At 59.4% G+C, this 20721-nt stretch carries 18 protein-coding genes and 1 tRNA gene; 5 read left to right on the forward strand and 14 right to left on the reverse strand.

What is annotated here, in order from left to right:
• Window positions 1-41: 41 nt before the first annotated feature.
• Window positions 42-1106, reverse strand: a complete 1065-nt coding sequence (recA, locus tag GOW72_RS13170; RefSeq protein ID WP_170339099.1) for a recombinase RecA — start codon at window positions 1104-1106, stop codon at window positions 42-44.
• A gap of 306 nt (window positions 1107-1412) precedes the next feature.
• Here recA and GOW72_RS13175 point away from each other — a divergent pair, with 306 nt between their 5' ends.
• Complete coding sequence (locus GOW72_RS13175) at window positions 1413-2006, forward strand: sulfotransferase family 2 domain-containing protein (RefSeq protein WP_170359204.1); 594 nt, start codon at window positions 1413-1415, stop codon at window positions 2004-2006.
• Here GOW72_RS13175 and GOW72_RS13180 read toward each other — a convergent pair.
• The 3 genes from GOW72_RS13180 to guaB all read right to left on the reverse strand — a co-directional run bounded on the left by GOW72_RS13180 (window position 2003) and on the right by guaB (window position 7036).
• Window positions 2003-4294, reverse strand: coding sequence for an ATP-binding protein (locus GOW72_RS13180; protein WP_170367129.1), 2292 nt, complete (start codon window positions 4292-4294; stop codon window positions 2003-2005). The two genes, GOW72_RS13175 and GOW72_RS13180, sit on opposite strands and share 4 nt — an antisense overlap.
• A gap of 104 nt (window positions 4295-4398) precedes the next feature.
• Window positions 4399-5559 carry an RsmB/NOP family class I SAM-dependent RNA methyltransferase gene (locus GOW72_RS13185; protein ID WP_170367130.1) on the reverse strand — a complete coding sequence of 387 codons (1161 nt, stop codon included), beginning with the start codon at window positions 5557-5559 and terminating at the stop codon, window positions 4399-4401.
• A 28-nt stretch (window positions 5560-5587) separates the two neighbouring features.
• Entirely contained in the window at window positions 5588-7036 is a 1449-nt protein-coding gene (gene guaB, locus GOW72_RS13190; protein ID WP_170367131.1) for an IMP dehydrogenase, read from the reverse strand.
• A gap of 217 nt (window positions 7037-7253) precedes the next feature.
• Between guaB and GOW72_RS13195 the strand changes: the two genes are divergently transcribed.
• From GOW72_RS13195 to GOW72_RS13210, 4 genes are all read left to right on the forward strand, one after another.
• Complete coding sequence (locus tag GOW72_RS13195) at window positions 7254-9296, forward strand: ASKHA domain-containing protein (protein ID WP_170367132.1); 2043 nt, start codon at window positions 7254-7256, stop codon at window positions 9294-9296.
• Between the two features lie 24 nt (window positions 9297-9320).
• Window positions 9321-10178 carry a class I SAM-dependent methyltransferase gene (locus tag GOW72_RS13200; RefSeq protein ID WP_170367133.1) on the forward strand — a complete coding sequence of 286 codons (858 nt, stop codon included), beginning with the start codon at window positions 9321-9323 and terminating at the stop codon, window positions 10176-10178.
• Window positions 10179-10451: 273 nt separating this feature from the next.
• Window positions 10452-11285 (forward strand): helix-turn-helix transcriptional regulator, encoded by an 834-nt coding sequence (locus tag GOW72_RS13205; protein WP_170367134.1) that lies wholly within the window; start codon window positions 10452-10454, stop codon window positions 11283-11285.
• Complete coding sequence (locus tag GOW72_RS13210; RefSeq protein WP_170367135.1) at window positions 11282-11776, forward strand: A24 family peptidase; 495 nt, start codon at window positions 11282-11284, stop codon at window positions 11774-11776. Before GOW72_RS13205 ends, GOW72_RS13210 begins: the two co-directional genes overlap by 4 nt.
• Window positions 11777-11851: 75 nt before the next feature.
• On the opposite strand, the gene GOW72_RS13215 is transcribed toward GOW72_RS13210, so the two are convergent.
• The 10 genes from GOW72_RS13215 to GOW72_RS13260 form a co-directional block, all read right to left on the reverse strand.
• Window positions 11852-12838, reverse strand: a complete 987-nt coding sequence (locus GOW72_RS13215) for a type II secretion system F family protein (RefSeq protein WP_170359189.1) — start codon at window positions 12836-12838, stop codon at window positions 11852-11854.
• 15 nt (window positions 12839-12853) lie between these two features.
• Window positions 12854-13882: a type II secretion system F family protein gene (locus tag GOW72_RS13220; RefSeq protein ID WP_170359187.1), complete on the reverse strand. Its 1029-nt coding sequence runs from the start codon at window positions 13880-13882 to the stop codon at window positions 12854-12856.
• Window positions 13883-13893: 11 nt separating this feature from the next.
• On the reverse strand, window positions 13894-15288 hold the full coding sequence (locus GOW72_RS13225; RefSeq protein ID WP_170338532.1) for a TadA family conjugal transfer-associated ATPase: 1395 nt from the start codon (window positions 15286-15288) through the stop codon (window positions 13894-13896).
• A gap of 46 nt (window positions 15289-15334) precedes the next feature.
• Window positions 15335-16540 carry a CpaE/TadZ family protein gene (locus tag GOW72_RS13230; protein ID WP_170339074.1) on the reverse strand — a complete coding sequence of 402 codons (1206 nt, stop codon included), beginning with the start codon at window positions 16538-16540 and terminating at the stop codon, window positions 15335-15337.
• Window positions 16541-16551: 11 nt separating this feature from the next.
• Entirely contained in the window at window positions 16552-17190 is a 639-nt protein-coding gene (locus GOW72_RS13235) for a TadE/TadG family type IV pilus assembly protein (protein ID WP_170367136.1), read from the reverse strand.
• The gene (locus tag GOW72_RS13240; RefSeq protein WP_170367137.1) at window positions 17187-17678 is read right to left on the reverse strand and encodes a TadE/TadG family type IV pilus assembly protein; all 492 of its coding nucleotides are present in this window, start codon (window positions 17676-17678) and stop codon (window positions 17187-17189) included. Before GOW72_RS13240 ends, GOW72_RS13235 begins: the two co-directional genes overlap by 4 nt.
• Window positions 17675-19156: a pilus assembly protein TadG-related protein gene (locus tag GOW72_RS13245; protein ID WP_170367138.1), complete on the reverse strand. Its 1482-nt coding sequence runs from the start codon at window positions 19154-19156 to the stop codon at window positions 17675-17677. The genes GOW72_RS13240 and GOW72_RS13245 overlap by 4 nt, the downstream gene beginning before the upstream one ends.
• Before the next feature lie 19 nt (window positions 19157-19175).
• A complete protein-coding gene (gene cpaB, locus GOW72_RS13250) occupies window positions 19176-20000 on the reverse strand; it encodes a Flp pilus assembly protein CpaB (RefSeq protein ID WP_170367139.1) in 825 nt (274 codons plus the stop codon).
• A 162-nt stretch (window positions 20001-20162) separates the two neighbouring features.
• The gene (locus tag GOW72_RS13255) at window positions 20163-20345 is read right to left on the reverse strand and encodes a Flp family type IVb pilin (RefSeq protein WP_093962121.1); all 183 of its coding nucleotides are present in this window, start codon (window positions 20343-20345) and stop codon (window positions 20163-20165) included.
• A 237-nt stretch (window positions 20346-20582) separates the two neighbouring features.
• Window positions 20583-20656 (reverse strand) — tRNA-Gly (locus GOW72_RS13260).
• Between the last annotated feature and the right edge of the window lie 65 nt (window positions 20657-20721).

Consider the following 20721-nt stretch of genomic DNA (forward strand, 5'->3'; position numbering starts at 1 on the left):
CCCGAGGGCTCACCTTGCCAGTGTTCTCTCGGATTTTCCGATCAGGCTTCGAGGATATCATCCTCGTCCGCCGCAGGCGGCATGTCGAAATCCAGCCCATGCGCGGCACGGATCTTATCCTCGATTTCCAGCGCAACCCGACTGTTGTCCCGCAGGTATTGCTTGGCGTTTTCACGCCCCTGCCCGATCCGCTCATCCCCATAGCTGAACCACGAGCCGGACTTTTCGACCACTCCGGCTTTGACGCCAAGATCCAGCAGTTCGCCCATCTTGCTGATGCCCTCGCCATACATGATGTCAAATTCCACCTGCTTGAACGGCGGGGCCACCTTGTTCTTGACCACCTTCACGCGGGTCTGGTTACCGACCACCTCATCGCGGTCTTTGATCGCGCCGATGCGGCGGATGTCCAGGCGGACCGAGCTGTAGAATTTCAGGGCGTTGCCCCCGGTCGTGGTTTCCGGGCTGCCGAACATCACGCCGATCTTCATGCGGATCTGGTTGATGAAAATCACCATGCAGTTGCTGCGGGCGATCGAGCCGGTCAGTTTGCGCATCGCCTGGCTCATCAGCCGGGCCTGCACACCCACATTGCTGTCGCCCATGTCGCCTTCCAGCTCGGATTTCGGCGTCAGCGCCGCCACCGAGTCCACCACGACCATGTTGACCGCCCCGGAACGCACCAGCGTATCGGTGATTTCCAGCGCCTGTTCACCCGTATCGGGCTGCGAGATCAGCAGTTCGTCCAGATCCACCCCCAGCTTGCGGGCGTATTGCGGGTCCAGCGCATGTTCCGCATCGACGAATGCACAGACGCCGCCGCGTTTCTGCTGCTCTGCGATACAATGCAGGGTCAGGGTCGTCTTGCCCGAGCTTTCCGGGCCGTAAATTTCGACAATCCGACCCATCGGAAGTCCGCCGATACCAAGGGCGATATCCAGCCCAAGTGACCCGGTCGAACTGGCTTCGATCTCCTGCCGGGCACCATCGCCCAGTTTCATGATCGAGCCCTTGCCGAACTGCCGCTCGATCTGCGCCAACGCGCTGTCCAGCGCCTTTTGCTTGTCGGGGTTTTTCTTGTCGTTCATTGTCAGAAGATCCGCCATTGTCCTGTCGCCTTCCCTTTTGTCACACCCATCACCGGGCGGCAATCGCTGCTTTGTTCGCCTCTTGTTCCTTATGAGATCAAAAAGAGAACATTTCAACAAAAACTTTCATTCCTTACTTTTCGATGAAGAGGTTAAAGAGTCGTTTACTCAGACCTCGAAACTTCTCAATCATGCCCAAGGCTCTGTCTTTGCAATGAAACTTTGCTTGCACAGGCTGGCGATTTTGTGCGGAAGCAATTGACCTCGGCCGCCGGGGCGGACAATCATGTGGCACGACAGCCTTCGGCGCAGGAAAGACATGAAATGCTGATCTTCTTCAAGGAACGCCTTGCGCTTCTGTCCCTGCCTAAAACCGGAAGCACCGCCTATCAGGTCGCATTGCGGGACCGGGCGGATATCGTGGTGTCGGGTCCACCGGATCTGAAACATGCGCCGGTGCGTCGCTACGACCGTTTCTTCCAGAACATTTTCCGCAAGATGTACGACACGGAAATGGAAATCATGGCCGTCGTGCGCGAACCCGTCGATTGGCTGGGCAGCTGGTATCGGTACAGGACGCGCACCGAATTGACGGGCCACCCGCATTCGACCGACGGCATGTCTTTCGACAAGTTTGTCCAAGCTTATATGCAGTCGCCCCGTCCCGCGTTTGCCGATGTCGGCAGCCAAACTGAATTCTTCCGGACCCGCAGCAACGGCGCCGGTGCTTCGCATATCTTTCGCTACGAACACCAGGACGAGATTCTGGACTTCCTTCAAGATCGACTGAACGCCCGGATCGATCTGACCCGCGAAAATGTATCGCCCAAGCGGGAACTGATACTGTCTGACCAGACCTTGGATACATTCCGCAAGGCTCATGCCGCCGAGTTTCGTCTGCATCAGCAGGCGCGTTAGTTGAGGTGTTGAAACACCGCCTCGGTCAATTGTGTCAGTGAAAATGGCTTGGGCAGGAAGGTCGAATGTCTGATCTCAGGCCCAGCATCCCCAAACGCGCCTTCGGTATAGCCGGACATGAAGACCACCCGCACATCGGGCCGGCTTTCCAGCGCCTTGGCAACCCAGGTTGGACCATCCATTCCGGGCATGACCACGTCCGTGACGAAAACGTCGACGTGCAGGTTCTGATCCTCGAGAATGCGCAACGCGTCCTCGGCCGAGCCCGCCTCAAAGACGGTATAGCCCTTGAGGCGCAAGGCACGGGTGGCAAAGGCGCGTACCGGCGCCTCATCCTCGACCAGCAAAACGACACCTTCGCCTTGATGCGCGTTCGGTTCCGGTTGTGCCGGCGGTTCGATCGCAACCTCGGTGTCCCGTGCCAAGCAGACCGGCAGTATGACGTTGAACTCGGTCCCACGCCCTTCGGTGCTGTCCACAAAGATGAAGCCGCCGGTTTGCTTGACGATGCCATAGACCGTCGACAAACCCAGCCCGGTCCCCTCGCCTGTCCGTTTAGTTGTGTAGAATGGTTCGAAGATCTTCTGCAGCTTGTCTGACGGAATACCCACGCCACTGTCGATGACCTTGACCGAAACATATTCACCCACCGGAACCGTCGCCCTGTCGCGCATCAGCGGATCAGTCAAAGAAAACACCTCGGTTTCGATACGGATTTCTCCGCCGTCGGGCATGGCATCGCGCGCGTTCACCACAAGGTTCATGACGACCTGTTCCAGCTGCCTCTTGTCTGCGCGAACGGGCTTGAGAACCGGATCATGACTGAGGATCAGCTTGACCTTCTCGCCCACGAGGCGGTTCAACAAGTGGATCAGGTCGGAAATGGTATCGCGCAGATCCAGTACTTCGGGTCGCAGAGTCTGTTTTCGGGAAAAGGCCAGCAACTGGCTGACCAACGCAGCGGCCCGGTTGGCATTCTGGTTTATCTGGACGAGATCGCCGTAGTTCGGATCATTTTGATCATGGCGCAGCAGCAGCAGGTCGCAATGTCCGGAAATGGCTGTCAGCAGGTTGTTGAAATCATGCGCCACGCCGCCCGCCAGCTGCCCGACCGCCTGCATCTTTTGCCCCTGGACGAACTGAGCCTCCAGCGTCTTAAGTTCGGTCGCGTCGTTCAGCACGGCAACAAGGCGCACCTCACCGTTCTTGACGATGCGGGTCAAGGTCAGTTGCACGAAGACCTCTCGGTCCTTTCCACCCAGCCGCAGGAATTCGGAACGTGGTGGCCCATCGCACGCGGCGACCTGAAGCAGCCAGTCCCGCAAGGGATGCCCCAATCCGCTCAGAATCGTGTCGATATTGGTCTGACCAAGTTCAACATCACCGATCAGCTTGCGCGCCAATCGATTGGCATCCAGAATCTCACCGCCCGGAGCGAGGTGCATCATGGGCACCGGGACGTCGGCGAAGGTCGTGGTCCACTGATCTGCAGGCGCGTCGTCAAGCAAAACCAGCGCTATATCCCGGCCCGCGCTGGTTTTTTGAACCTCGCACAAGAATACCCGCCGCGAACCTTCTTGAGCAGGCAGGCGCAGAACCGTTTCACCGGATATGACCTCCGGCGTCAGAGCCTCGGCCGCGCCAACCTCGCTGCCTCGGAGCATCGCCTCGGCGGCGGCATTCATGTTCAGGACCACGTCATTTCGCCCGAGCGTCACGATTGGAAGCGAAGCATACGCCCAAGGTTGCCGACCCGAGGCCTTGATCCGCCACAGGTACAGATCATCGCCAAGGTCGATCGCCAGAACTGGAATTGTCGTGCCCTTTGTCACGATGTCTTCTGCTGCGCGCCCTTGGACTTGCGCCAATGACTGCATCCGAACCAGTATTGCCGCAGGATTGGCGAAAACGGACCGCAAACACATGTCCAGCCTTGCGCCTGTCGAGGCGTTGAACCTGTCCCGCGCTGCGGAGTTCACGATCAGCACCCACCCGTTGGCATCCGTGATGAAACCCGGAGCGGGCTCTTTTTCCAGAAACGACGCGAGAATGGTTTGCGCCTGTTTGTCAACGCGGTACGAGAACCATCCGCGCAACAGAACAAACGCGCCAACGGCCAGAAAAGACCCTCCGACCGCCAGCAGGCCAGAAACCAACTGGGGTGAGATCGGAAAGAGCTGTGCGAGAATGACCAACAAAAGCGCGACACCGACCAGAGAAACGGCTCGCGACCAGCTGGGAAAGTGTCGCCCAGTCAAGCTTGGCGAAAATTGAGCGACTTCGGTCATCAACAACTCGATTCAAAATCAATCCAGGGCATTTCGTGGCACAAAGAGTTAATATCCGCTTAAGAAATCCAGCGGATATTCTCCTTTAAGTTGTTTTCAGCGTATCAGCGTCGCGTCAAGTGGGCGGAATAGAAGCCGTCGGTGCCGTGTACAACCTGCCACAATCGGCTGAACGTGCATTGCCATTCCGGATGCGACGACAGGAACGTGTCTATGACGCCTCTGTTTTCGACATCCAGCATCGAACAGGTGGCGTAGGCCAATACACCGTCATCACCGACGAGGGGTGCGGCCGCGTCCAGAATGGACAATTGCGTCTTAGGCAACTGGGCCAATTGCTCGGGCGTCAATGCCCATTTGCCCCCAGGTGCGCGCCGCCACGAGCCGCTCCCTGAACAGGGGGCGTCAGTCAGCACCAGGTCAAACGGGCCGTGTTCTTCCAAGTCATCCGTAGACAGGATGGAAATGCGCGCTCCCGCCCGTCGTGCTCGGTCAGGAAGGTCACGCATGCGCCCGGGGTTGGCGTCATGGGCGAAGACTTCGACACCGCCAGAGGCGGCCATGGCCAACGCCTTGCCGCCACCCCCGGCACAATAGTCCAGAACCCTCATGCCGGGTCTTAGGTTCAATGCAGCAACGACAGCCTGGCTCGCCGCATCCTGCAACTCGACCAAGCCGTCACGATAGCTTTGGGATTGCGAAACCTTCCGGGCACCATCGACGACTTCAAGCGCCGTCTCGCAGGCCGGGTGCGGCGCAGTGGAAATCCCTTCCCGCGCCAGTGCATCCACCGCCTCTTGCATGCTCGTGCGGGCCAGATTGACCCGCAGGTGAACCGGAGCGCGTGATTGCAGCGCGGCGGCGGCCTCTCTGGCATTTTCACCAAGCGACCGCTCGAAAACCGGCCAAAGCCACTCGGGAATGTCAAACTGCTCGGCTTCCGTTTCGAATGGGCGACCGACTTCGTCCGCCGTGACGGAGTCTGGGGCATGACGATCTCCAGTGAACAGATCGCCCGGGTCCTGACCCTGCGACCGCAGAGCGCCCAGCATCAGGCCTCGCCCCGTCCTTGCACCGCCGATCGCAGCGTAAGACCGAAGATGCCGAAGCGCGTCAAAGACATGGTCGCGGATCGCTGCCCTGTCCTTCGATCCGGCGAAACGGCTGCGCCGCGCCCAGCCCGTCAACGCTTTCTCGGCGGGAGTTCCGCCCAGAAAATCGTCTAGGATTTCGATAGCGGCCTGAACGCGCGCGCCTGGGGTCATGTCGAGGTCCTGAGTCCGACGGAGACCGTCACATCACGCGATAGTTGGGGCTTTCGCGTGTGATCTGCACGTCATGCACGTGGCTTTCCTTCAGACCCGCTCCGGTAATCTTCACGAACTGACAATTGCGGCGCATTTCATCAACGGTCGCGCAGCCGGTATAGCCCATGGCCGCACGCAGACCGCCGACCAGTTGATGAACAACGGCGCTGGCTGAGCCCTTGTAGGGCACCTGCCCCTCGATCCCTTCGGGCACCAGCTTGTCATTGGCGGCGTCCTTCTGGAAATAGCGGTCGGCCGAGCCGCGCGCCATCGCGCCCAGGCTGCCCATGCCGCGGTAGGATTTGAAAGAGCGGCCCTGGTACAGAATGACCTCGCCCGGGCTTTCATCGGTGCCGGCGATCATCGAGCCGACCATGGCGCAGGACGCCCCCGCCGCGATGGCCTTGGCGAAATCGCCCGAAAACTTGATGCCACCATCAGCAATGACCGGCACGTCGCCAGCCGCAACCGAGCAATCCATGATTGCCGTCAACTGGGGCACGCCGACACCGGCCACCATGCGCGTGGTGCAGATCGAGCCCGGCCCGATCCCGACCTTGACCGCATCGGCGCCAGCGTCGATCAGGGCCTTGGTTGCGTCGCCCGTTGCGACGTTGCCCGCGATGATCTGCACTTCGTTCGACAGGGCCTTGATCCGCTTCACCGCGTCCAGCACCCCTTGGGAATGGCCGTGCGCCGTGTCGACCACGATGATGTCGACGCCAGAGTCGACCAATTGCTCGGATCGTTCAAAGCCGGCATCGCCAACCGACGTGGCCGCCGCAACCCGCAGCCGACCCAGATGGTCTTTGCAGGCCGTGGGGTTCAGCACCGCTTGTTCCGTATCCTTCAAGGTCAGCAGACCGGTCAGTTTGCCCGATCCGTCGACGACCAGCAGCTTTTCAATCCGGCGAGCCTTCATCAGGCTCTTTGCCTCTTCCAGGTCGGCCGGCTCCTGCAGCATCGCCAGATTATCAGTGGTCATCATCGCGCGGATCGGCTGGTCGTCCGACGTGGCAAAACGCATGTCGCGGTTGGTCACGATACCCACGACGCGGCCGTCGTCATCCACCACCGGGAAGCCGGTGAAGTTGTAGCGCTCGACCAAGGCCTTGGCATCGGCCAGCGTTTGATCGGCGCGCAGGGTGACTGGGTTGTAGACGATGCCGGATTCGAAGCGTTTGACCCGGCGCACCTCACGCGATTGCTCCTCGACGGTCAGGTTCTTGTGGATCACCCCAATGCCCCCGGCCTGGGCCATTGCGATGGCCATCCGCGCCTCGGTCACCGTGTCCATGGCCGAGCTGAGCAGCGGTATGTTCATTGTGATCGCGCGCGTCACGCGCGTGGACGTGTCCGCCGTTGCCGGCAGCACCGACGAGGCCGCCGGAACCAAAAGAACATCATCAAAGGTGAGTGCCTCACGAATCTGCATCTGCTAACCCCATGCAAAACCCCGTTTGGCGGTGACCCTATTGCATGGTTTCGACCAAAGGAAAAGCCCCTGCCCCAACTTGTTCGCCCACAAACCGCCGCGATGGCGCGGAAAACGACGCAAGCCGCGCAAAACCTGCCGCGGATTGGCCTTTCCGTTTGCTGCGAAACCCATATCTTGCCGCCATACGCGCGAACACCAAAAAGGCAGGCCATCCATGACCACCGATCCACTTGTCGTCTTTACCCCTTCGGGCAAACGCGGACATTTCCCCGTTGGGACTCCGATCCTGACGGCGGCCCGGCAGTTGGGGGTCGACCTAGATTCGGTCTGCGGTGGGCGCGGGATCTGTTCGAAATGCCAGATCACGCCCAGCTATGGCGAGTTTCCCAAACACGGCGTCACGGTCCGCGAAGACGCGCTGAGCGAATGGAACGCGGTTGAGCAGCGCTATGACGACAAACGCGGTCTGAAACCGGGCCGGCGTCTGGGCTGTCAGGCCACCGTTCAAGGCGACGTGGTGATCGACGTTCCGCCCGAAAGCCAGGTTCACCGCCAGGTGGTGCGCAAGGCCGCCGCCGCGCGGGCCATCACCATGGACCCGGCCACGCGCCTGTATTTCGTGGTGGTCGAAGAACCCGACATGCACTCGCCCACCGGCGATCTTGAACGGCTGGAGCGTGCGCTGCGCGAGCAGTGGCAGATCGACGCCGTCACCGCCGACCTGTCGCTTCTGTCCAAACTGCAGCCGACCCTGCGCAAGGGCAAGTGGGAGGTCACGGTCGCCCTGCACAAGGGCCACAAGGACAGCGTGGCGCGCATCGTCGAAATCTGGCCCGGCCTGCACGAAAACGGGCTGTACGGGCTGGCCATCGATTTGGGCTCGACCACCATCGCCGCGCATCTGACCGATCTGGATACCGGCGAGGTGAAGGCCTCGTCGGGCCTGATGAACCCGCAGATCCGGTTCGGCGAGGACCTCATGAGCCGCGTCTCTTACGCGATGATGAATCCCGGCGGTGATCAGGAAATGACCCGGGCCGTGCGTGAGGCGATCAACGATCTGGTCACCTCGATCGCCGACGAGGCCGGGATCGACCCGGCCCTGATCGTGGAAACTGTGTTTGTGTGCAACCCGGTCATGCACCACCTGCTGTTGGGTCTGGACCCGGTTGAACTGGGTCAAGCGCCGTTTGCGCTGGCCACGTCGGAAAGCGTCTCGCTGCCCGCGCGTGAGATGGATCTGACCACGATGAACCCGCGCGCGCAGGTCTACATCCTGCCCTGCATCGCGGGCCATGTGGGGGCCGACTGCGCCGCCGTGGCGCTGAGCGAAGAGCCGGGCAAGTCGCAGGATCTGGTTTTGATCGTGGACGTCGGCACCAACGCCGAGATCCTGCTGGGCAACACGACCCGCGTGCTGGCCTGTTCCTCGCCCACCGGACCGGCCTTCGAAGGTGCGCAGATCAGCTCGGGCCAGCGTGCCGCGCCCGGCGCGATCGAGCGCATTCAGATCGACCCGGTGACCAAAGAACCTCGGTTCCGGGTGATCGGCTCGGACAAGTGGTCGGACGAAGAGGGTTTCGAGGCCGACATCGCCACCACCGGCATCACCGGCATCTGCGGGTCGGGCATCATCGAGGCGGTGGCCGAACTGCGCATGGCCGGCCTGCTGGACGAGAGCGGCCTGATCGGCTCGGCCGAGCAGACCGGCACCAGCCGCTGCATCCCCGAGGGCCGAACCCATTCCTATCTGATCCATGACGCCAGCGCCGAGGGCGGCCCGCGCATCACCGTGACACAGGGCGACATCCGGGCGATCCAGCTGGCGAAATCCGCGCTCTATGCCGGGGCGCGGCTGCTGATGGACGAGATGGGCGTGGACCGTGTGGATCGCGTAGTGCTGGCCGGGGCGTTCGGCGCCCATATCTCGACCAAACACGCGATGGTTCTGGGCATGATCCCCGACGCGCCGCTGGACAAGGTCCAAAGCGCGGGCAACGCCGCCGGCACCGGCGCACGCATCGCGCTGTGCAACATCGCCGCCCGGGCCGAGATCGAACGCGTGGTGCGCGAGATCACCAAGGTCGAAACCGCGATCGAGCCGAAATTCCAGGAGCATTTCGTCGCCGCGAACGCGATTCCGCACAAGACCGACCCGTTCCCGGAACTGGTTAAGATCGTCACCCTGCCCGCTCCGTCCTTCAACACCGGAGGCGATGCGGAAAAAACTGGCCGCCGTCGCCGCAGAAAGGCATAGTCCGAAAAACTGCGGAGGACCCCCATGCAAACAGCAAACGAAGATCAGGCTGAATACTGGGGCAACTCCGAATCCGGCACCAAGTGGCTGACTTTTGAGGACAAACTGGACCACATGCTGGCCCCGGTTCTGGACCTCGTTCTGGATCAGGCCGAACTGGAACCCGGAATGCGCGTGCTGGACATCGGCTGCGGGACCGGCGCCAGCACCATCGCGGCCGCCCAGCGTGTCGGACCGCAGGGCCATGTTCTTGGCGGCGACATTTCTGAGCCGTTCCTAAGCCGAGCGCAGGAAAGGGCCTTTTCCGCGGGTGTTGAAAACGTCGATTTCCAATGCGTCGACGCTCAGGTCGCCCGGTTCCCCGAGGGCGCGTTCGACGCTGCGATATCGCGGTTCGGTGTCATGTTCTTTCAGGATTCGGTTGCGGCGTTCGCCAACATCGCCAAGGCTCTGGCCCCCAGCGGACAAATGACTTTTGCCGCATGGGGACCTCTGGCTGACAATCCCTGGTTCAGGATTCCCCACATGGCCGCCACATCGCATCTGGGCCACCCACCAAAATATGGTCGGTACGCACCGGGACCACTGGCCTTTCATGACATCGACCATGTGACCGGCATGATGGCAACGGCGGGTTTGGATGACATCTTCGCCAACCCCGTAAGCCTCCGACTGCCGGGGCTTGGATCGGTGGAGGCCACCGCCGAGCTTTGCACCCGGGTCGGGCCGGCCGCGCGCGTGATAGCGCATTTTGAAGGCGATGAGGCCGACGAACGAAAAATCCAGAGCGCCGTGGCCCAGGAGTTTTCGAGTTTTCAAACGGCAGATGGGTTTGGCATCCCGGCAGTCATCAACGTCTTTCAGGCCCGTAAGCCCTCCTGAAATACCAGAGCGTGTCGCCCTTGGCCAATCACACCCGCTGACTGTTATTGTTTCTGATCGTCAACTCTTTTCAGCCTTTTGAGCCTAATTGTCTGCTTTTTTTCGTGTGTTTTTCTCCCCATCCGGAAACTTAATAAGATTCTTGGTGATTTTTGCGTAAAAATCGTAAAATATGAATGTATTGGGCAGAGTAATTCAAATCTACAGAAGCCGCTGAACCGGCTCGCTTTAGTGAGTAAGACGTTTACCAGTTGGTGCTACATGGACAGGGGGATGGGCCGTGCAGGTGCGTGGCTACCGAACACGCAACACACACGCGCATTGATCAATTTCATTCAATGGAGCCAGGGCGGAGTGGTTCTGGACGCTGCGTTGACCGAAGTTGTCAACGCGTTTGGAGCCGATTGCGGTACCCTCAGCCGTGTCTGGCTCAATAAAGTTGGCAGCCGAGTAGCTGCGCGCGCAGATACCCGTGACACGACAATAAGTCGGCCGCTTTTTCTTTCCTTCACGAATGACGTGATTGGTCCGTTTGCAAGCAAGCCAAAGAAAGGCGTCGTCTTCAGCCTCAAGGATCACGGGAAACCCGTAAACGAGTTTTCTGCCGTTGTTCTGGACTGGATCTCGCACCGCAAGCTGCACGATATCCTGTTCGTCTGTCTCGACAACCAAGGCTGCGAAATCGATTTTCTGGAGCTGCATTTCGCCAAAGGTCTCGAACCCGGCTGGCGCGAAGCGATAGAGACAGTCGCACCCGAAATTTCCGAAATCTACCGCAACAGACGCGCCGGTCTGATTACCGAAGCAATTTCCCGCCAATCCGTAACGACCATCCAAAGGGCGGTGAATGACGCGCCGCTGATGAGCCTCGAAAACCCAGCGGGCCTGACACGGGCCGAATGGCGGGTCTGCGTTCTGATTTCCCGGGGACTGTCGCAACAGTCCATTGGATCCGAGCTCGAGATTGGTCCCGCGACTGTGAGAACGCATCTCAAGCATATCTACGGCAAGACAGGAATGGAGAACTTCCACATGTTGGCCAGACGGCTGGTTTCGATCGAAGAACGCGAAGCCTTGCACGGCAGACACAATCAGGCACGCGCATGATGATTGATCTGCCTTGGCATAGTTGGGTACCTCTGTGGTTGATGGTGCCGCTGTTTGTGGCGGTGGCGTGGACGGACCTAACCGAATACCGGATACCGAACCTGTACTGCCTGATAGGGGTTGCCCTGTTTCTGGTAGGGTCCCCTGCCCTCGGTTTGCATGAAGTTGGATTGCGATTGATCGCCGCCGGGCTTTGCTTTGGGATCTGTTTTGCCCTTTTCGCCGCCGGTTGGCTGGGGGGCGGAGACGCCAAGATGCTACCGGTGGTTTTTCTGGCGATACCGACCCAAGCCCTTTCGACATATATGCTGCTGCTTTCTGCCGCGATGGCGTTTGGACTGACCAGCTTGACCCTGCTGCGCCTGTTCGTCCGACAACCGACAGGAAAGCTTGCAGCAACGCTCAGCGGACGCGAGTTTCCTCTTGGGATTGCCATAGGCCTTTCGGGCCTGATCCTGGCCGGCTGGTCGATGCTGCTTTACAGCGCCTGAAAGAACCCGACCCAAGTCGGGGACGCACAGTTGACCTCGTGTGGACCCGAGAGCGCCGCACCCACAAAAACAACGTCATTTCACGAAGGTTTCGACGTATCGAATGATGATCGGTGCAAGGATCAGCCCCGCGATCGAGGGCAACATCAGGCTCGCCATGACCGCGGACATCTGCACCGGCAACTTGTTGGCTTTCTCCTGCGCGCGAAGCTCTCTCAGTTCGCGCATTTCTTCGGAATACGTAGTCAAGGCGGCCGACAACGGGACGCCGAACCGGGACGACTGGAGGACGACGCTCACGAACGAACTCATTTCGTCGATCCCCGTCCGGCGCGCCATTCTCATCAACGCAACTTCACGGTCGCGCCCGGCCTGAATCTCGCTCAGGGCAATCAGAATTTCCTCGGACATTTCGGGCGATACAGTCTGCATTTCCACTGCAACTTTGAGAAGCGCCTGGTCAAAGCCCATTCCCGCCTCGATCCCAATCTGGAGCAAGTCCAGCATGTTCGGGAACGCATTCTCCATCCGACGTTTACGCTCCTTGATCCGAGCGCTCATCCAAAGCTGGGGGATGAAGAACCCGATGCCGCAGAGGATGCCAAGGTTCCGCAAGATCTGAAATGAATTCAGACCAGACACATAATCGTTGATCGTGGCGCCGATACTGGACGCAGGCTGCCAAGACATGAGGACAAGAAAGACAAGCGGCAGAAACGTCGCCAAGCCCAAACGGATCAGATAGAAATTGGCGATTGCATTCCGGCCGCGAAACCCTGAGCGCGCAAGCACTTGGCCAACTTCGAACCTGACACTTGCATCGCTGGGGATAAGTGCGGCGCTCAGCCCGGTCGGTGTATCGCCCTCCACCTTTTCCGGCACAAGACGTGCAAGGCTCTGGCCCCTTGTTCGTTTGGGCAGCATCCGTTCGGCTGCTGTAGACCGATCACCGAGCGACGATGATATCCCAAAGAATGCAACGATCGCGCCGGCGGCAACAACGCCCAGGATCATGAGTTGGGAAAAAAGACCAGTGTCGAGTAGCGAGTTCACGATTTCCATTTCGACAACCCTCCCTCAGATCCGGAAATTGACAAGCTTGAACAAAACGATGGCGTTCAGAACGATGGCCGCTGATATGACGCTCATGACGGGCCAGAAAATCGGGTATTGCACCACGCTTCCATAATAGTCCGGCGTCATGACCGTCATCACGAGGGCAATCCCGACAGGAATGAACGACAGGATATAGGCGGTCATCCGACCCTCGGCAGAAATGGCCTTGATCTTGCGCCGCAGAGACATGCGGGCACGGATGACGCGCGCCAATGTCCGCAGAATGCCGGCCAGATCGCCACCAGTGCCATGCTGCATCGTCAGCGCGACCGAGAGGTACTGGATATCCTCTTCATCTACCCGGTCTGCCATGTTGCGAATGGCGGTCGTCAACTCCTCCCCATAAGCGACTTGGTCGACGACCAGACCGAATTCAGTTCCGATCGGATCGGGCATTTCGTTTGCCACGCTCTGCAAGGTCGTGTTCAACGGATGTCCGACCTTCAACCCACGCGACATCAGGTCCAACGCATCCGGCAATTGCTTGATCAGCGCGGCCTTGCGCCGTCTGAGGTTGGCGCCAAGGTAGACCAACGGGGCCAACAGGAAGCACACAGCGCTTACAGGTATGACCGTCAGTGGGTTGGCCACCAGTGAGCCTCCGATCGCCGAAACCAGAAAAGCACCCCCACATCCCAACAGGAACATTTCCGGCACCATGTGCAGGCCCGATGCCGCAAGGGCACCCGGCAAGTCGCCGACCAGCGGAAACGACTTCATGAGAGGTTTGCTCTCCCGCGGTTTGAGCAATTCCAGAACGTCCTCGCCAGTCTTTCCCTGGTTCAGCATCTGGATGCGCCGGTTTATCGCCTCTTCCCGGTTTTCTCCGCGCTTCAAAAGCTGACGGACCCCTTCGAAGGCAATCAGGGCGCCGAGAAATATCAAGAGTGACAGAACAAAGCGGACATCGTAACCGCCCACTTCCATCTCTGGTCCGATCAACGAGTCTATGCTGTGCGTCGAAAAGAAGGATCTGAGATCTTCCAACATGGCCGGGTCCCTCAGTTGAACTTGATCGATGAAAGGTCGACACCCGCCGCCGCCAGCGCATCGCTGGATTTCGGTCGGATACCGGTCGGCATGAAGCGCCCGAGGATGTTGCCGGCTTCGTCCTTGCCTTCACGTTTGAAGACGAAGATGTCCTGCATGGTCACGATATCGCCCTCCATGCCGGTGATCTCGGCAATCGAGGTGACACGGCGGGTACCATCAGACAGGCGGTTCAATTGCAGAACAAAGTGAATTGCCGAAGCGATAGTCGCGCGGATTGCTGCATGCGGCAGCTCCAGCCCGCCCATTTGCACCATCTGCTCGACCCGGGAAAGTGCATCGCGTGGGCTGTTGGCGTGTACCGTCGTCATCGACCCGTCATGGCCGGTATTCATCGCCTGCAACATATCGAATGCTTCGGAGCCGCGCACCTCGCCGATGATGATCCGATCCGGACGCATCCGCAGCGCGTTTCGCACAAGGTCTCGTTGGGCAACGGCGCCAGTACCGTCGAGGCCAGCAGGCCGCGTTTCCATGCGCAAGACATGTTCCTGCTGAAGCTGAAGTTCGGCCGCGTCTTCAATCGTGACGATCCGCTCCCGAGGGCTGATATACGACGACAATGCATTCAGCATCGTGGTCTTGCCCGATCCGGTTCCGCCCGAGATCAGCACGTTCATCTTGGCTTCAACCAATCCCCGCAGCAGTTTGGCCGCGCTTTCGTTCAAGGCCTCGTTTTTGATCAGGCGTTCCATCGTCAGCGGAACCCGCGAGAATTTTCGAATGGAAAGCGCCGGCCCGTCCAGTGCGCAGGGCCGAATGATCGCGTTGACGCGGCTGCCATCTTCCAACCGCGCATCCACCCACGGTTGCCGTTCATCAATACGGCGACCGATCCGGCTGACGATCTTGTCGATGATCCGCAGCAGATGACGTTCGTCACGGAAACGTGCCGATGTCTTTTCGAGAATGCCCGAGCGCTCGACAAAAATCTGCGTGTGGCCGTTCACGAGGATATCGTTGATCGTGGGGTCGGCCAACAACGGTTCCAGCGGGCCCAAGCCAAGCACCTCGTGCATCAGCTCTTCGACAAGCTGCTTGACCTCCTCGCTGCGCATCGCACGGCCTTCGGCGCGCAGCAGTTCGGTGACATGTCGCCCAATTTCGCCCCGCAGTGTTTCTTCCTCGACCTTTTCGATAACGGCGAGGTTCAGCTTGTCCAGCAACGAGTTATGCAGTCGTGCCTTGAGATCTATCCGATCGTTCTGGATGTCATGCATCAATACGAGGTCATCGCCGGAGCCATGAACCGGCTTGCCGATCTGAGCAAACTGCTTGGTGTCCAACGGCACAACTTTCGAAGCGTCCGGTTTTTCCTGGCCTGGTCGGTCGAATTCTCGAAACATCTACTTAACCTTCTGCAAATATTTAACTATTCCGAAACACTCTGCCTCAGTGCTGGCCGACCCGAGGCGGCAAAGACAGGCATGTCTCGTGTGCCAGCTTTCGGATTGCGCGTGTCATCGGTGCGCGGGATGAAACATCTTCCAACGGCACGCCCCGATCGACCGACTCGCGTACTGTGCGCTCGTCGCGAGGCACCCAAAATGCAAAGTCCTTTTCAAGGAGTTTTGCCGCCGCTCTGTGGTGCGCCGCCGGAATGATGGGTTTCTTTTCAAGGTTGGCGACCAGTTGAATTTCCAGTGCTGGATTTTCCGCTTGGTAGAAATCCATCAGCTTGCGGGCCGAGCGAACGGACGGAACGGCAACGTCCGTCACCAAATATAGACGGTCCGCTTGCGTCAGGACGGGCGTAATCCATTCCACCAGCGCCCGCGGCAAATCTACCACGACGTAGTCATGGGTACGTTTGAGGGAATCCAGAATGGCCGAAATCTGCTCTTCCTTGATTGCAGTCAACGGACCATAGCGCGACGGAGCCGCCAGGATATCGACCCCGCAGGGCGACTTGACCATCGCCTGTTCCAAAAAGGCACTGTCGGGAATGCTGCCTTCCATGGCCATGCGCCACATCGCGTCGCTTTCGGCGACATCCATCAAGGCAGCAATCGAGCCGAACTGAAAGTCCAGATCCACCAGTGCAACCGAGTTCGACGCCGTCTTTTTCAGGAAGCCGGCCTTGGATTGAAGCTCGTTCGCCATATTGGCGGCAACCAAGGACGATCCGACGCCACCGCGAGATTTGCCAACCGCGATCAACTTGCCAAGTGTGGCTTGTCCACCCCAAACGGCGGGAAGCTGCGCCTGCCGCCGGGCACGGATCGCATCCACCTGCGGAATGATCTCCTCATGGATTGCATTGCGCGGCAGCACGTCATCAACTCCAAGCTTTTTGAGCTGTCGGGCCTTCTCAAGCGGCAGATCTTCAGACGCCAGGGCGATAATGATCGCATTGGGCATGCGCGCATCACAAATCTGCTGCGCGGTCTGCAGCAGCTCTGGCGAACTGTCATCCACATCGAACAGAACCACGTCATGACGCGCTGACAAGGCAACGGCCGACCCGTTGACCCGCGCGACAGTGTCCTTGCGGCCCGTAAAGCGGCAATTGCTCAGCCCCTCCAACGACGTTTCGATTGCCGCGAAAATCTCTTCGTCCGGTGAAATCAACAGCACTGAAATCTGCTTGGCACTCATGACTCTTCTCCTTACTCAACGGCACCGATGGCAAGATCCTCGGCCGGGACGGATGTGCTCATCGTTGGGATTGAAATGGTGTTGGGGCTGCTGGCGGATATGGCAGGGTTGCCAGCAGCAAGGGCGACCAGCGGCCCAATTGGCAGCGCGAAATCGTAGTCCAGGTTTACCAGTTCGGCTGTAACCACCGGCGTATAGGGTCCACCAAGAAAACCAAGACGAGGATCGTGCGAATAGGTGATTTGCACATTTGCCGCGGTGGCTCCGGGCGGCAGCAGCATTTCGATCTCGTCCCAGATCCGGCTGCCATAGGCGGTTGATGCGTCAAGCTGACACGGCGCCGGCAGGTTCGGAGTGGCGCAGATGCTGCCGCTGCGGCACAGCGCGCCGAACTTGGTTGTTGCGGGGGCGCCACCGGCCAGCGTGTGCGTGGCTGGCATCGCGCCACACAGTGGCGGCCCGACCGTGGCAAGCCGAGAGGCTTTTTGCATCGCTTTCTGCGCCATCGTCGTGGACCAGTAGAGCCGTCCGTACTCGAGAATTCCAAACACGAGCACCAGGAACAACGGAACGACCATGCCCAGCTCGACCAGTGCCGACCCGTTTTCACGTCGCCAGAAAGCGCGCGCCATATGCAGGTTACCGGTCATACCCCAAACACCCGGCTCTGATCCGAGATTTCGGTGTCGAGAGGCCCCAGCACTGCCCCGAAAAGGCTGAAAACGTTTCCAAAAAGGTACTCGATCCGGATCTGAGCCGTGACCTCGACCACCGAAGTCGGATTGATCCGGTACACGCCAGCCCGCGAGATACAGCGCGGTGTGACGTCGATGACGGTTGTGCCATGCGGCATGATCGACGAACCGCCCAACTGGTTCTGGACGATGTCCGTGGCCAGCGCGTCATAGCTGCCGACCCCGCCCGCTGCGCACAAGTCCAACGGCGCGATCCGCGCGATCATACGCGAGGCATCGCGCACCCCGGCCGACGTTGCCTGATGAATCCAGGTGATACGCCCACCTTCGATGATCACGGCAAAGAACAGCAGGATCAACGGAAGTACGATCCCGAACTCGACCATCGGGGCGCCGGCCTCGCACGACCGCAACCGTCGGATATGCCGAACAAGCCGAGTCATCGATACAACCTCACGACATCGCGAAAAATGCCGTCATCGCTGCTGCCACCGACTCCACCGCCGACCTGCTCGACCACCTCGACAAAGATGTCAAAATCAGTCCCCGAGGATTCTTCGAGCGGCTGGATCAGGAAAACCTTTACAAACTCCTGCACCGGAACGTTCTCCGCGCGTCCCGCGACCGGATTGGCACCGCAGTTTATGGCGGCTGCGATAAATGTGCGGCGGTCAGGGTCGTCCAGCGTTGTGCTCGCGCATTGCGGGCGGCCGGACTCGCTGCGCCCAAACAGCACATCACCCGTACCAGCCCTGGTGATCTCGTCGAGATACATTTCGTATCGCGTGTTACCCGTCGGGTTACCCAGCGGGTGCGGCGTCAGATCATTGGCCGGACCGTCGCCATAGTTCATGTCCAAATAAGCCGCTTTGCCGGAGGTCCAGACACCGTTTCCAAAACGGCCGCCATGCGCGCAGGTGCCGGCGGCGAAGCAATCGTCGGGCGGAAACGGCATCGAGTCGGTCGAAACCTCGGGATTGTTCTTCAGACAGCTTCCGCCAGAGTTTTCCCAGCCCGCGATGACCTGCGGTCCGGGCGCATAATCTTCATCATTCTTGAGTTTGCTCATCGTCGAGTGGAAAATATCGAACCGTGAATTGTAGATTGCGCTGCCAATGCCATTGCGCTGACCGGGCTCGGTATCTACACCGCGCTGAGACACGCATTGCGTCAGGTTCCCATGCGCCGCGATCAGGCAGATATAGAGTTTTGATCCGGTCTGCCCCGCGCAAGGACCGTTGGGGTTTATGCCGATGTCCGTCGGGTCGAGGAAACCAAAATTCCCCGGCCCCCAAGCGGCACCGTTACCTCCAGTGCGCAACTTGATGGTTGACCCTTTGTTTGCATTCGCGGTCCAACCGGGAGGGATGCAGAACATCAACGGCGTCACATCACAGGCATATTGGGTGTAACCCGCAATCGCGACAGCCTCGACATCCTCATCCGGACGCGTGACGCCCAACAAGTCAGCGAGCGCCCGACCGAACGGAAGAAAAACGGTTCTAGGGGTCGCGGTCACCTCAACCAGAACGGCCAGAGCGGGATCGGTCGTCACAAACCCATCCACTGGGTCATTGTCATCCGGATCAGCGGCAGGATCGGGCAGTCCCGACAGAAACCGCAGCGAATAATCTGCGGCCGTCCCCAGATCTTGGCTGCCCTCGGCAAAGAACTGGGAGTCTTCGATCATTCCGGCTGCAGCAGCCGTGGCGCGTGTGATCGCATCACTACCGCCATCCAGTTCTCCGGCGGCGGCCAGAGCCACGTGATCGGTATAAGCCTGCAGGTCGGTCTGCGTAGAAGCCAGTCGCCCAAGATCAAAGGTCAACGCCGCCATGCCAACGATCACGGTCATGCAAATTCCGACGAAAACCAGAATGGTCCCCTGTTCGTCGTCCTTTATGTTGCGCAACGTGGGCATGAACAGACCTCGCGAGCGATCAGTTGGACACGGTTGCATTCGAGGGGTTGCCGGCAACAGGAACTTCCTGGACGTCCGTGGTACCCCGACGCACCTTCACGATCGGCTTGGGCGCGCCCTCTGCAACCGGCGACTTTTCAAGCAGAATGTCGCTGAGGCGGATAGCCTCCAACGGCTTGTCTTCCTGGATTTGCAGGGACCGCAGTGACAGGCTGAGTTGCCCGGCCTTCTGAGCCAATGCCAACCGCTGTCCCTGGTCCGGCGTGACTTCGACAGTCACCGTTCGGGCAATCCCGGGCTGGTCGACATCTTCATCAGCCGTCTGATCAACCCCAATGACACGGATGTTTTGCAGGATCGTCACCGCCCGCAGCGACTCGTTCTTGCCCTGCGTCAGCACGATATCAACAAAGTCACCTGGTGTGACGAACCCGCCAACACCGGTCTGCGCATCCACATTGATGGCCATTGCACGATTGTTCTCGCCCAAGGTCTGAACGATGGTGACCTTCTCACCGAAGTCAGAAACCTTTGACGCCAACAGGATTTCACCCTGCGCCAACGCGCGCTTGGCGCGTCGCGGGTCGACACCTGCTGTGGGCAGAACATCTTCGAAACTTGTAAATACACCTGCCGGCACGGAATCCGCCGGCCAGTCGATGGCGGTCAGCTTGTGACCTTCAATCGGAGATCCGAACGGGATCTCTTCTGCTGCTGCGACCACGCGAACGATCGTCGGATCAGCGGCGGCCTGGCTCCGTCTCAGCTGCTCCTGCGCGATCATCACGGCGCCACCCGCCAGACCCACGCCAAGAATAGTCATCATCAAGGATTTCAATCGCATAGAACCCTCCAAATAGCCGGGGCGGTCATTTTGAAAACGTGGGGCCAAGCCTCGGCCGAAACTGAGTCACGCGGGACGCCGAATGCCGAGACTGGGTTGTTTCTGGCTTCCCGCCGTCCTCGCGGCGGAAAACCAGTTGCTTTTCAGGCTAAAACAGCAGGATTACGGCCGTGTCGCAGCCGTGTTGGCGTCATTGAAGTTGGTGTTGGTTGTGCCGCCCAGACCGGTCAGCAGGGTCCCGCCAACAGCGATCGCAATGAACAGTGCGATACCGTATTCGACAAGAGTGGCGCCACGCTCGTCACGGCGCAGACGAATGAAAAGACTACGAATTGCCTTCGACATGATTTGAACTCCAGTTTGTACTCATTAATGTGCGAATTTTGCACAGGAACGAGGGTTCCCCCGTCAGTTCAAATCGTATCGAGCCCGCATCTGGCAAACCTCCCCACAAACGAAAAGGATTTCCCGTTTAACGCGAGAATTCGTTCATTTTGGCTTTTTTGTGGCGGGATTTTGGCGCGAAATGGCCCCAGTCCACCTCAGCTTTTGAGCTTCAAGCGGGCCAATATCAAAGTGTTTTGGAGCGGGTAGCGGGAATCGAACCCGCGCGTTCAGCTTGGGAAGCTGACAGGCTACCATTACATCATACCCGCCGCTCGGTGCTGAATATCACCCGTCCTTCGCCGAATTCAAGATGCTTCGACCAGCGCGGCAAACA

Origin of the sequence: Ruegeria arenilitoris, from assembly GCF_013032855.1 — a bacterium.
Classification (GTDB): domain Bacteria; phylum Pseudomonadota; class Alphaproteobacteria; order Rhodobacterales; family Rhodobacteraceae; genus Ruegeria; species Ruegeria arenilitoris.